11 protein-coding genes and 1 pseudogene are annotated in these 12,873 nt (G+C 41.4%); 6 read left to right on the top strand and 6 right to left on the bottom strand.

Annotated elements, in window-relative coordinates:
* Positions 1-168 precede the first annotated feature (168 nt).
* Positions 169-2,739, bottom strand: coding sequence for a TIGR03960 family B12-binding radical SAM protein (locus tag IM473_RS09075; protein WP_287658585.1), 2,571 nt, complete (start codon positions 2,737-2,739; stop codon positions 169-171).
* A gap of 205 nt (positions 2,740-2,944) precedes the next feature.
* On the opposite strand from IM473_RS09075, the gene IM473_RS09070 reads away from it, so the two are divergent.
* The 6 genes and pseudogenes from IM473_RS09070 to IM473_RS09045 all read left to right on the top strand — a co-directional run.
* A complete protein-coding gene (locus IM473_RS09070) occupies positions 2,945-3,727 on the top strand; it encodes an ABC transporter ATP-binding protein (RefSeq protein ID WP_002752097.1) in 783 nt (260 codons plus the stop codon).
* Positions 3,728-3,773: 46 nt separating this feature from the next.
* Positions 3,774-5,105, top strand: coding sequence for an MlaD family protein (locus IM473_RS09065; RefSeq protein ID WP_287658583.1), 1,332 nt, complete (start codon positions 3,774-3,776; stop codon positions 5,103-5,105).
* A 157-nt stretch (positions 5,106-5,262) separates the two neighbouring features.
* Positions 5,263-6,366 carry a non-hydrolyzing UDP-N-acetylglucosamine 2-epimerase gene (gene wecB / locus IM473_RS09060; RefSeq protein ID WP_287658582.1) on the top strand — a complete coding sequence of 368 codons (1,104 nt, stop codon included), beginning with the start codon at positions 5,263-5,265 and terminating at the stop codon, positions 6,364-6,366.
* 3 nt (positions 6,367-6,369) lie between these two features.
* Entirely contained in the window at positions 6,370-6,855 is a 486-nt protein-coding gene (locus IM473_RS09055) for a crossover junction endodeoxyribonuclease RuvC (protein ID WP_287629052.1), read from the top strand.
* A 261-nt stretch (positions 6,856-7,116) separates the two neighbouring features.
* Positions 7,117-7,293 (top strand): hypothetical protein, encoded by a 177-nt coding sequence (locus tag IM473_RS09050; protein ID WP_287658581.1) that lies wholly within the window; start codon positions 7,117-7,119, stop codon positions 7,291-7,293.
* A 152-nt stretch (positions 7,294-7,445) separates the two neighbouring features.
* Positions 7,446-7,802 (top strand): annotated as a pseudogene (locus IM473_RS09045) (transposase); the annotation flags it as partial.
* Between the two features lie 28 nt (positions 7,803-7,830).
* Here IM473_RS09045 and IM473_RS09040 read toward each other — a convergent pair.
* From IM473_RS09040 to IM473_RS09020, 5 genes are all read right to left on the bottom strand, one after another.
* Positions 7,831-8,016, bottom strand: a complete 186-nt coding sequence (locus tag IM473_RS09040; protein WP_287658579.1) for a hypothetical protein — start codon at positions 8,014-8,016, stop codon at positions 7,831-7,833.
* Positions 8,017-8,038: 22 nt separating this feature from the next.
* A complete protein-coding gene (locus IM473_RS09035) occupies positions 8,039-8,836 on the bottom strand; it encodes an Rpn family recombination-promoting nuclease/putative transposase (protein WP_287658578.1) in 798 nt (265 codons plus the stop codon).
* A gap of 151 nt (positions 8,837-8,987) precedes the next feature.
* Positions 8,988-9,818, bottom strand: a complete 831-nt coding sequence (gene dapB / locus IM473_RS09030) for a 4-hydroxy-tetrahydrodipicolinate reductase (RefSeq protein WP_287658577.1) — start codon at positions 9,816-9,818, stop codon at positions 8,988-8,990.
* A 428-nt stretch (positions 9,819-10,246) separates the two neighbouring features.
* Entirely contained in the window at positions 10,247-11,086 is an 840-nt protein-coding gene (locus tag IM473_RS09025; RefSeq protein WP_287658576.1) for an FkbM family methyltransferase, read from the bottom strand.
* A 22-nt stretch (positions 11,087-11,108) separates the two neighbouring features.
* On the bottom strand, positions 11,109-12,071 hold the full coding sequence (locus IM473_RS09020; protein WP_287690419.1) for a glycosyltransferase family 8 protein: 963 nt from the start codon (positions 12,069-12,071) through the stop codon (positions 11,109-11,111).
* Positions 12,072-12,873: the final 802 nt, after the last annotated feature.

Here is a 12,873-nt window from a genome sequence, read left to right as displayed (position 1 = left end):
AGATTTTAATTTTCATCTCCTTTTATTTGATTAGGTGAATCTGTGTCTTAGGAAACTTTTGGTTGTTCAAAATTACCGGCCAGCTTTGGTTGATGATTCCTTGTAATTAGTCGATCAAGATTAGCTGACTCTCTGGGGTTAGAGCATAAAGGGAACAATTTACGATGGTTAAGCTCCTAAAATCAAACGCTGACGATGAAAATTAAGCAGCGAAATCTCTTGGCCAGAAACCCTTTCTAACATCTCGACGATATGATCGGGCTGCAGTAAAGTGCCATCATTGCGACAACTGCCCACATAGCACAAAACGGCTTGTTTGTCAACAGTTTTTAACTCTAATTCATATAATTGTTCTCGCAGATTAATCGTGACTTTTTTGCCAGATTTGGTGGTTTTTTCCCGTTCCATCACCGTTGCTTGTTTAATTGCCTCGATCCAATTTTGCCACTGTTGACAGTCAATTCCCTCACTGTTAAAAGTGAGCAAATACGCAGCTTTTTCTAACAAACGGGTGGCAGCGGGGGCATTTAAGGGAATTTCTTCCACCTGATAAACTGGTAGATCTGCGGGCAATTGTGCGCTTAATTGCTGTTTAAACCTCTCTAAATCGATCACTTTTGTCAATTCAAAATCGACAATCTCACCGCTACTGGTTGCTCCCAAGGATAAAGCATTGGCGATCGAAATGCGCGGACCAGGGTGAAATCCACCGGTAAAGGAAATGGGAATAGCAGCGCGACGGACGACGCGATCAAATAAACGCACGAGATCCAAGTGACTAACTAGGGCCATTTCGCCAATTTTGCCAAACCAAACCCGAATTCTTTGGGCGCGTTCTTGATTGGGTTGAAAATGTCCGGCAAAAGCGGGAATCGGAGGCGCTTCAATGACGATATTATGACCAAAATCGACGCTACAAACGCCACAATGGGAACAACCCTCAAAAGAACAATCGGGAACCGTTGCCGCGTCTAGAGCGCGTTTTAAGTCCTCCTCTAGCCATTTTTTATCGATACCGGTATCGAGATGATCCCAGGGCAAAGGACGCTCTAAAATATCTTTGTCTGTATCGGCAAAAATATTCCATTCTCCCTGTTCTACCTGACGATATTTCCAAGTTAAACCGGATTCTTCGATCGCCTGTGACCATGCTTGATAGGCTTTCTCTGTATTATCCCACCAAGCATCCATCCCGGCTCCCAATTGCCAAGCGCGCAGCACCACTTTCCCTAAACTTCTGTCACCGCGACCGATAAAATCTTCCATGGCCGAGATGCGGACATCGGTATAATTGACTTTTACCCCTCTTATGCCTTGGAATTCCTGTCTTAATAACTCCTGTTTGCGGATAAATTCGGCCGTGGAGACGGAATGCCACTGGAAGGGGGTATGGGGTTTAGGCGTAAAATTAGAGATAGTTAGGGTAAAATCGAGGGGTTTCCGCTTCGGTAAACGACACTCCCGACGCAACCAACGCAGGGTTTCCGCGATACCGATGACATCGACATCGGTTTCCCCTGGCAAACCAATCATAAAATAGAGTTTGACCTTATCCCAACCCTGTTCGACAGCAGTTTTTATCCCTCTGAGTAATTCTTCGTTGGTTAACCCTTTGTTAATCACATCGCGCATTCGTTGGGTTCCCGCTTCCGGTGCAAAGGTTAAACCCGATTGACGATTGCCCCCAATTATGTTAGCAATATTTTCGTCAAAGCGATCGACTCTTTGACTGGGTAAGGATAGAGATATATTCTCATTCTGGAGACGGTTTTTAATCTCCATACCCACGGCAGGTAGAGCTAGATAATCGGAGCAACTGAGAGATAATAAGGAAAATTCGTTATATCCCGTCGCTCGCATTCCTTTTTCAATCGATTCGATTACTGCTTCCGGTTGCACATCCCGCGCAGGACGGGTTAACATCCCCGGTTGACAAAAACGACATCCCCGAGTGCAACCGCGACGAATTTCCACCACTAGGCGATCATGGACTGTTTCCACGAAGGGAACTAAACCGATAGAATAGGCTGGGATAGGAGTGGCTACCCGGCGTAAAATTCTTTGCGGTACATCGTCACGATTGGGGATAACTGCACCGATTGGGGTGACATCGTAGAAACGCGGGACATATACCCCCGGAATTTGGGCTAAATCTAGTAATAGTTCTTCTTTGCTTAGATTAGCTAGTTTACCTTCTTCTAAAATTAAACCGATTTCTGGCAATAATTCTTCGCCATCACCAAGGACGATAAAATCAAAAAAGTCAGCATAGGGTTCGGGGTTAGAGGTGGCAGTTTGTCCCCCGGCAAAAATTAGCGGATAGTTACCCGCATCTCTTTCTCTCCAAGTCAAGGGAATTGCCGCTAGGTCGAGCATTTCTAAAATATTGGTGGCTCCTAGCTCATAACTGAGACTAAAACCCAGAATATCAAAATCTGTGAGGCAACGACGGGATTCTAGGGCAAATAAGGGGGTTTTTGTCTGTTTGAGTTTTTGGGCTAAATCCGGTGCGGGTAAATAAGTGCGATCGCAGAGTTGGCGGGGTTGAGCATTGAGGATATTGTAGAGGATAATATGGCCGAGGTTAGATGCCCCCACTTCGTACACTTCCGGATAGGTTAACACCCAACGAACCACCGCACTTGCCCATTCTTTATGTTTAGCACCTAACTCGTTGCCCAAATAACGCGCTGGTCGAAAAATGTCGGGGGTAAGCAGTTGGTCTAAAGCAATAGTCACGGCAATCTACCTCAGATATCGTCAGCAATGGGTGCTTTTCTACTATAGCAGCCAGAATCGAGTCAGTTATCAGTTATCAGTTATCACTTATCACTTATCACTTATCAGAGTTCAGTTCACTGATTACTGTTTACTGTTCACCGAAAATACTTCCCACTTCCCCATCTCCCTAAAATTCCAGAGGTTATAAGATAATTAAGCGACGATGAAAGAACCGTTAATTGAATTGAGAGGAGTATCGAAAAGATTCGGGGATAATGTTATTCTCGATGGTTTAGATTTAACCATTTATCGAGGGGAGGCCCTGGTAATTATCGGGCCGTCGGGAACGGGAAAATCAACGGTTTTACGGTTAATTGCGGGATTAACGGGGATAAATGCCGGAGAAATTCGTATTAAAGGCCAATTGCGTCAGGGATTGCTAGAAGATGGTCGAGAAGCGATGCGAACTTCCTTGGTTTTTCAACAAACGGCCCTGTTTGATTCTCTCACCGTCGGGGAAAATGTCGGTTTTTATCTCTATGAACAAACTAATTTAAAAAAAGCCAGAATTAGGGAATTAGTGGAAAAAAGCCTGGAAATGGTCGGTTTACAGGGAATTAGTGACCTTTATCCTTCGGAACTATCGGGGGGAATGCGTAAACGGGTGGCTTTTGCCCGCGCTATTATCACTAATCCCGATAATCCGGCCGATAATCCCGAATTACTGCTGTATGATGAACCTACCGCCGGATTAGACCCGATAGCTTCCACAATTATCGAGGATCTAGTGCGGACTCTCCATGAAAAATCGGGGTCTGCGAACACTTATGTCATGGTTTCTCACCAACAAAGTACCATCCGACGCACCGCCGATCGAGTAGTATTTCTCTATCAGGGAAAAGTGCAATGGCAGGGAGTAGTGGCAGATATCGATCGTACCGATCATCCCATGATCCGGCAATTTTTTAGCGCCAGCATTGAAGGCCCGATTAGGACAATCGTTTAAGCTAGATTAATCTAAATTAAGAACTATCGAGAATGAGAAAAAAATCATGCAGAGTTCGCGAGCTTTACGGGAAGGAAGACTAGGTTTGTTTGCTCTAGGCGGATTATTGGTCTTTGGGGCGCTCGCTATCTGGGTTCGCGGGGGGGGATTTGGTCAAAGAACCTATCAATTAATCTTCGAGTTTGCCGACGTGGAAGGGTTACAAGTCGGTGCGCCGGTGCGTTTTCGCGGGGTGAGAGTGGGAAGAATTACGAGTTTTATCCCGGGAAGTAATCAAGTGGAGGTTATTGCCGAGATCGCTTCTGCTACTTTAGTTATGCCTAGGAAGGTAACTGTTACTACCAATCTTTCCGGATTAATTGGGGAGGCAGCCATCGATATCACTCCCTTAGTTTCTTTAAGTGCTGAGGCCAAAAATCTCGACCCTCTGGGTCCCGACTGTGATCAACAGTTAATTCTCTGTAATAATACTCGTTTACAGGGGACAACAGGAACACAATTAATGTCTAGTGTTGGTCGTTTAGTGGATACTTTTACCAGTCCTGAATTTGTGGGTAATCTCAATGATGTCACCAAAAATACCGCTATAGCAGCTCAAAAAATCGCCCGTTTATCCGATGATACCTCCCAGACTATCCGTAATGCCCAAAGAGAAATCTCTCGTCTATCTTTGGAATTAGCTACCACCAGTCGCTCGGTCACTAATACGGCTAATAATGCCTCCCGTTTTGTCAATACTTTAGATAATACCGTTCAGGAAAATCGCAGTCAAATCAGCAGGACTTTTCAACAATCTTCCCAATTGGTCGCTAATATCAATGCTGTTCTCAGCGAAAATCGCGGACAAATTGTTGATACTCTCGGTAATATTAATCAAGCTAGTTTAGGTATTGGTAGTCTCGCTAATAATCTCAATAATACCGCCCTGAGGTTGAATGCAGGTTTAGATGAAATTGATACTAAACAAGTCATGCAAAATATCGAGACTATTTTGAATAATGCGGTGGAAACATCGAATAATTTACGAGAAATTACTAAAACTATTAACGATCCTGCTACAATTGTCGTACTGCAAAAAACTCTCGAATCCGCTAGGGTTACTTTTGAAAATACTCAAAAAATCACCTCCGATATCGATGAGTTAATCGGTGATCCCCAATTTCGCGAGAATTTAAGACGTTTAATCGATGGCTTAAGTAATCTGCTTTCTTCTGGGGAACAATTAGAATATAATTTGCGTATCGCTCAAACTTTGGATACCATGACCAAAGAGTTAGCTAAACAAAAAGTTTTGACCATCTCTCGACCTTTAAATCCTAAGCAAATGCAACTCTATCCCCAATTTATCGTTCAACAACCACCCACGAGTGAAAAATGACAAAATAGTACAATTCAAGCGATAGAATATGAATTATGAATTATGAATTATGAATTAGGGAGAATAAATAAAAATAATCTCCTGACTCTTATCTCCTGACTCCTATCTCCTGTCTCCTGTCTCCTGACGGCTAAAATAACTGATAACTGATAATAATATGTCGAAATCAATTTGTATTACTCTTGGAACTCGTCCCGAAGCGATTAAATTAGCTCCCGTTATTCGTGCTTTTCAAGAATCGCAACAGTTTGAAACCCATGTAGTCCTGACGGGACAGCATAAAGAAATGGTAGCGCAGGTGATGGAATTATTTGCTTTAAAAGCAGATGAAAATCTCGATATTATGCAAACTCGTCAAACTTTAACCGATATTACTTGCCGCAGTTTACGGGGTTTAGAAACAGTTTTTGAGCGCATAAAACCAGATTTAATTATTGTGCAAGGTGATACTACCACTGCTTTTGCTGCTGCTTTGGCGGCTTTTTATCAACAAATTCCTATCGCTCATGTGGAAGCAGGATTAAGAACTAATGATATCTATAATCCCTATCCCGAAGAAGCTAATCGCCGCCTAATTTCTCAACTGACTACCCTACATTTTGCTCCCACTACTTTAGCCGTAGAAAATTTACAAAAATCTGGGGTTACGGGCAATATTCACCACACCGGCAACACGGTTATTGATGCTTTATTAACCGTAGCAAAAACCGCACCAGAATGTCAAATTGCGGGCTTGAATTGGTCAGATTATCGGGTTTTATTAGCCACGGTTCACCGCCGGGAAAATTGGGGCGAACCACTACAGGATATTATCAAAGGATTCACTTTGTTGTTAGAAAAATATACCGATACAGCCCTATTATTACCCCTGCATCGCAATCCCACCGTCCGAGAACCAATACAGTCCGCTTTGGGCAATCATCCCAGGGTATTTTTAACCGAACCTCTCGATTATGCCGAGTTAGTGGGGGCGATTCAACGCTGTTATTTATTATTAACTGATTCTGGGGGCATTCAAGAAGAAGCCCCTAGTTTAGGAAAACCAGTTTTAGTATTGCGAGAAACCACAGAAAGACCAGAAGCAGTACAAGCGGGAACAGCGAAATTAATTGGTACTAATCCAGAGCAAATTTTAGCACAAGCGGGAGAATTATTAGGGGATAAAATCGCCTATGATCGTATGGCTAATGCAATTAATCCTTTTGGAGATGGACAAGCATCCCAAAGAATCCTCCAAATCGTCCAAGATTTTTTGGCTTAATCTATGACTACTTGGTTGGGTATCGACCCCGGATTAGCGATTGTCGGTTGGGCTATTCTCCGGGATAATAGTGAGTTAATGCCAATTTTAGTCGATTACGGCACGATCGAAACTTCTAAAAATCTTTCTACTGCCCAGCGTTTGATCGAAATTGAACGGGATTTAAAGGAGTTAATCGCAGAATATAAACCGGGGGAAATTGCCGTGGAAATGCCCTTTTTTAACCGGCAAATCAAGGCAGCCGGTGGAGTCCTGCAAGCCTTAGGAATTATCAATCTAGTTAGCTGTCGCGATGGGGGAATTGAACCGATTTTCCTCCATCAAGCTAGTTGGAAATGTCATCTGGGCCATGGTAGGGCCACTAAAGCTGAGGTGGCGGAAGAAATTAAGTATTTATTCGGATTGACAAAAATGCCTATTAATGATGCTGTAGATGCTATAGCAATCGCCTATGCTGCTTTCAGTGGCGTTCGCAATCAAATCTCTTGAAGCAATTTGACGAAATTGGCGCAAAAATTTAGCTGACAACTAAAAGCCATCTTTGGATTTAGTATAACTCGTCCTTTTAGCAAAAGTGATCGCACCAAAGGGTTTAAGTGTGGAATTGTGATAATTGTCATCGTCAATGCTAACAAAAATATGGTATAGTTATTAAATGAGTATAAGTTTAAAATAATGAAAATAAAAGTTTCTTAAAAAAAGCGATCATCAAACGGAGTTAACCCTCAGTTAAAAGATATTGCCTATTCTATGGACGCACTGATTCCAGGCTTTTATATTTGGTTGGGTTCTTTTTGTTGGCGATTGGTGGGTAGTGATGCAGAAGAAAGTTATCCAGGAACAATACATAGTTTGGCTGGTATCAGCTTAGTTTTACCTGGTTATCTTCGTCATCGCTGTGCCTATTTTAATGGTTCTCTTTTTTAACTTTTTTATTGACCTCACCTTTGCATTTATAGTCATTTCAATTAAGATTGAGAATATCAATCCCAGAGTTCATAAGGGTTTTGTCGGTCTAGAGTGTATCAGACTTATCTGAAATGACTATATGCTTAATGCAAAGGTGAGATGTTCCCGCTTTCTGTGACCTAGAAAGTCGGACTGAATTTCGGATAGCAACGGATTTACCTTTAGTAGGGGAAGGGGTGGTCAGCAATGAAGAAATCGGGGAAATGTACCGACAAAGATGGCAGATAGAACTCCTGTGGAAGTTCTTGAAAATGCCTCTTAAACTCGACAACCTCATCACCAAAAATGAAAAGGGAATTCGGATACAAATCTATAGCTGTATTATCGTCTACCTAATTTTACAATTAATTGATATTGCGGAAGATTTTGGCAAAAGCTTATTAGATAAACTCCGCTATTTACAGAGTTTTATGTGTCAACATATCAGCTATGTACACTGGTTTAGGAAAATTGTCTATTCAATTTGAAAAATGGCGTTTTGGGGTTGTTATGTTCTTAAATGTAAAGTTTTGTTACGAGATTCAACGTTTCTGGTTCAATCTCTAGGTCTAAAGCTTGGGCAATTTGTTCTATAGTTAATCCTAAGGCCAATAAACGGGGAATAGAGTTTAATTTAGCGGTTAATGCTCCTTCCTCTCTGCCTTCCTCTAAAATATCTTGATAGATGACTGATTCTCTCATAATGTCACTCCGAAGGATTTTTTTAATCGTCTCTCGATTGTAATTTCTCGATTGCCTCGGGGGATAAATCGGTAAATCGGACGATTTCTGGGATAGAAAAACCAGCAGATAGCATTTTTAGGGCAATTTGTCGAGCTTTTTCGTCTTTGCCTTCCTCTTTGCCTTCCTCTCTACCTTCCTCTAAAGCTTCTTGATAGACTTTAGTTTCTCTTAAATCACTTAAACTAAACATTTTTTCTATCTCCTTACGGTTTAATTTGGGCAATTTATAAATGAGAATTGTCTCAATTAATTCTAGAATGTCCTGTCTTTTTAAAGACTCCTGGAATTGTTGTCTAACTTGTTGAATCAGTTCTTTTCCCTGTGCTAAGGTGTTTGGTTCCGATTCTACAATTAATTGTAACACTTTTACCCCCAGAGAATCCCCCTCATCTAACTGATTCAGATAATAACAGTTAACCCGGCCTGACTCAAAGAATTCTTGATAACGAGATTTGGGACTATTTTCAATTTCCCGATGGGGATAAATGATCACCCCTTGCCAATTCTGGCTTAACTCGCTTTGATGAAAATAGAGAAATATTTCACTAAAAAAGCGCGAGTAAAACCGTTCATCTTTTTGAAATTGTACCTCAACAAAGTAAATCGGGTCATTAAGGTTATCGGGAAGAAAGACCCCATCTAAACGAAAAGCAAGTTGTTTAACTTCTAGGGAGGAAAATTGATAATGATTGACGGTTTCAGGGGGAAGATTGAGCAAATCAAAGAAACTTTCGGGAAAAGTCTCAAAGAGACGATAGAAAATACTGTCCGTTTTCACTCAATTTTGTCCCTCAATGACTTGTGGTACTTGTTCAATCTCTAAGTCTAAAGTTTGGGTATAGGAAAGCCAGCAGATAGCATTTTTAGGGCAATTTGTCGAGATTTCTCTTCTTTGCCCTTTTCCTCTCCTTCCTCTCAAATATCTCGATTTAGAGGATTTTTTCTAAACCGTAAACGAGGGATTGCAGCTGAGTAACTTTGCGGATAGAGAGGAGAACCCCCGGCATATAACAGGAGCGATCGCTGGTATCATGACGAAGGGTATAGATTTCTCCTGGTGAACCGAAAATGACTTCCTGGTGGGCAATTAAACCGGGTAAACGCACGCTATGAATACGGATGTTCTCAGCAGTTAAACCGCCTCTAGCGCCGGGGATGGTTTCTTTTTCGGAAACTTGGGCAGGATTAAAGGTTTTACCTAATTCGGCCAGTAATTCGGCGGTTTTAATGGCTGTGCCACTGGGTGCGTCTGCTTTTTGATTGTGATGCAGTTCGATAATTTCTACATGATCAAAGTAGCGGGATGCTTGCACGGCAGCCTGTTGTAGTAAAACCATGCCAAGGGAAAAATTGGGGATAACTAAACAGCCGGTGCTGGCTTTTTCGGCAAATTCGGCTAAATCTTGCAGTTGTGCCGCCGATAATCCCGTAGTTCCCACCACGGGACGCACTCCATAGGCGATCGCACTGCGGGTATTGTCATAAACACCGTCGGGATGGGTAAAATCCACCATCACCCCTTGCACTTTTTCCTGAGTTGCCAGGACTAAAACACTCTGTAAATCGTCGAGAATCGGCACTTCTAGGGGTTCACAACCGGCCACTTCCCCCACATCCTGACCTCGAAAAGCTGGATTTCGATCCACTGCACCCACTAAGATCATATCGTCGGCACGAGCAACGGCTTTAACGACTTCCCGTCCCATTTTGCCGGCTGCACCGTTGACAACTACGGGAATCGGGTTTCTATTTTCGGTCATAGTTAATTATTCTCCTTATATGTAGGGATTATGGACTGTTGGGGTGGAGGGGTATTTCAGGGACAAAGGAAAAAACCCCAACACCTAACCGCCTTTTGCCTAATCACTGAATTAATTATCCGTTTTCTCATGCACAATGATCGAGGGGTAGTTATGATAAAATCGTGATTATTTAGGGAAAATCTCGGTCGTTAACCCTCCATCCCATGCTTAAACTGTCGTTTTTAGGGATTGGAAGAAGGGCAAAAATATCAGGCGTACAGTGTAAAAGTGAGAAGGTCTAGAGCATTCTACATTTTGCGCTGTTCCTACGTCAATGGTGCTTTGTCTGGGTGATATTTTGGCAAATGTGAGATGCACCCTTAACCATATTTTATCACCTCAAACTAATCAACTTATTATTTGGCGAGTTCTAGCAGTTGTAAAAATTAATTGCTCCCTGAATTTTGATGATAAGATAAATTTTTAGTGATCACTTTCCACGCCGACTTTAAGGGGTTTCTGTTTTCCAATGCTTTTACAGAAACGGCAACAGTATCCATACTATTTAACTGCAACAATTGATATCCTCGTGCGCTCAAGAGACTCCGAGCGGATATCCTATCGCTATCCGAAAGATGTTTATGCTCGTACAGTATCAAACTAGGCTGAAACCGATCAATATCTATCATTTTCAGTACCTCGTAATCGAATCCTTCCGTATCTATGTGGATTAAGTCTACAGTGCCAACCGAGTTCCGGTTACATAACTCTTCAAACGTTATACATTCTACTTGAGTTTTCCGAATTAGTTGTTCTAGTTCTGGGATAAAATCAATATGTTTTAAGACATGAGATAAGGAAAATGAACCGATTTGATCGTACCAAACAGGCAAGGGAGAATCTGTCTCTTCAACATAGTAGAAGTCTTTAAACCCGTTTACCTCGGCAATCGCTACATTTTCCAACTTAAATCGACCATAATCACCATATTTAGAGCGTAATCTTTTGAATACATAGTCAACGGGTTCTATCATAATTCCACACCAGCGTTCATCTAGCATAAACGAACGTAGGGGATCACCGTAGCTAGAATCGTTTGAACCTACTTGAATAAAGAAAATATGCGCTTGCGAAATGGATAAACTGTAAAGCAGTGTATCGAGCTTATCCTTAAAGATTTTGTAGCGAAGACTAGGTGATTTAAAAATGCTCCAGAACTTTGACTGTTTGTCCGATCTTTTGCCGACTAATCGAGAGATATAAGTTTTAAGTTTTGCAAGTATCATGGCTAAAAAATTATAACTTTTGCTAGAAAATATTAGGACTAACTGATTTGGTTTTGAAATAGGCTAGAGCCTTGTTAAAATATCGGTTTAATCTTCTTCTCCATCCTTCTTTCGGTCGCCATCCAGACCAATCCGTTCGATCTAAGTATTCAAAAAATTGCTTTTCTGTATTCCTTAACGGAGAGAATTTAAATTTCCAAGGTTTATCATCTGATGCAAAATGTATTAGATAAGGAGCTTCCATAACCTGATGATAAACTTCCTCGGAAAAATGACTTTCTTGCCAAGAAGAAAATTTATTAGGAAGTTGATTCCAGCGTGGATCCAGTTTCCCCCAACAGCCCGCCAAAATAGCGTTGAGACCGTCCTGATCCCAGTAACGGAGACGTCTCCCATTTTCCTCTAGATAATTAATAACTTTAAAAGACATATCGTCTTCTCGCCATTTTTTTAAATTAAGAATCATTACCCCAGAGTTAAAATATGGCGTATCTGGGGGTATTTGAAGTTCTTGATAAGTTTTTAAGCCATTTTTACTTGAGACTAGAGGACATCCCATATCTTGCACAGCAAATAAATATTGATTATCAATGTCAATTTTCCATAAATTGTTTAAATCTTCTTTCAAAATTAAATCACAGTCTAGATAAATAACTTTCTCAATCGACGGGGGTAAGAGATAAGGAATTAATAAACGATAGTAAGCGGCAATAGTAACATGACCCCAAGTCGGAAGTTTTTCCACGATTGTAAAGAACGCTGCTTCTTGAGGCTTTAGCCAGTTAAGTACCACTTCAACTTCTAATTTTTGTAGTGACCGAATCACCTTTTTTTTATTAGCATTGGTAATTCCCCCATCAATAACATAAATAAAAGCTTTCCCCTCTTTCAGGTTCTCTGCCAAGGAGTAAAGCATTACGCCAAGAGGAATTGCGTAATTGTTGTCCGCAGCACAGACGACTGTGGGTGTTTTAGTATTTTGCATTATCAACTCTTCGTGTCTTACAAGTTTAAATTCCATAGAAACAAGGTCAAAGAATCGCTTCTCTATTAGACATCTCTAAAAATTATAACCCAATTACAGCTTGCTTTTAGGCTCTGTCCTAATTTAAAATAGTTCAATGGCTGAAATGTATATCCATCTTGGCTAATTCAATTTCACCGAAAAAATATAGGACAATTAAAATCATTTCTATTTGGGTAAGTTTCTTAACTAGAAAGACTTTTAGCCTTTTAACGATGACGGCTCGCCTCCTCCGGATAACTGGTGTCGCAATGATGAGGGGAGCGGGATGAGCGAATCGGATTTGGCAAAAACTTCAGGGCGATCAGTGAGAACTACAAAAGGGCTATTATCAGTTATAGTACGAATATCCTCGGCGAGGGTAAGGGCATGATCTCGATATTTCTTCCCGACAGCTAGGGTGACGAAACAAATTTTCCTATCGATCAAACTCATAGGCTACTGTTGGTATTGTCTTGAACTGCCGCACACTCGGCGAGAATGCCCCCACACTGTACCATAGACCTATTGGTCTGTCAAGATTGAATTGAGAGATAAATCTCCCGGTGCTTCCCCTGCCCCTTCTGCTCTCCCTGCTTGTCTCCACTGATCCTTTTAAAATTGACAGAGTAAATCTATCGATTAAGTAGAGCTTGCTGAATAAATCTAAAAACCTTGTTGGGTAAGACTTTTAGACTTTTTGTCAATCAAAAAGTAGCAAATATGGGAGTGATCGGGGGGAAAATTCAGGGACTTTTTCCCTGAAAATTAGGTAATTGACCCC

It is taken from the genome of Microcystis sp. M015S2, assembly GCF_020245945.1.
Taxonomy (GTDB): domain Bacteria; phylum Cyanobacteriota; class Cyanobacteriia; order Cyanobacteriales; family Microcystaceae; genus Microcystis.
Note: the sequence above shows the minus strand (reverse complement) of the source record. Positions and strands in the feature narration are given on the sequence as shown.

Coding starts and splice junctions, on each gene's coding strand:
- IM473_RS09070 (WP_002752097.1), top strand. CDS start 2,945: ATGAAAGAACCGTTAATTGAATTGAGAGGAGTATCGAAAAGATTCGGG.
- IM473_RS09065 (WP_287658583.1), top strand. CDS start 3,774: ATGCAGAGTTCGCGAGCTTTACGGGAAGGAAGACTAGGTTTGTTTGCT.
- wecB (WP_287658582.1), top strand. CDS start 5,263: ATGTCGAAATCAATTTGTATTACTCTTGGAACTCGTCCCGAAGCGATT.
- IM473_RS09055 (WP_287629052.1), top strand. CDS start 6,370: ATGACTACTTGGTTGGGTATCGACCCCGGATTAGCGATTGTCGGTTGG.
- IM473_RS09050 (WP_287658581.1), top strand. CDS start 7,117: ATGGACGCACTGATTCCAGGCTTTTATATTTGGTTGGGTTCTTTTTGT.
- IM473_RS09040 (WP_287658579.1), bottom strand. CDS start 8,016: ATGAGAGAATCAGTCATCTATCAAGATATTTTAGAGGAAGGCAGAGAG.
- dapB (WP_287658577.1), bottom strand. CDS start 9,818: ATGACCGAAAATAGAAACCCGATTCCCGTAGTTGTCAACGGTGCAGCC.
- IM473_RS09025 (WP_287658576.1), bottom strand. CDS start 11,086: ATGATACTTGCAAAACTTAAAACTTATATCTCTCGATTAGTCGGCAAA.
- IM473_RS09020 (WP_287690419.1), bottom strand. CDS start 12,071: ATGCAAAATACTAAAACACCCACAGTCGTCTGTGCTGCGGACAACAAT.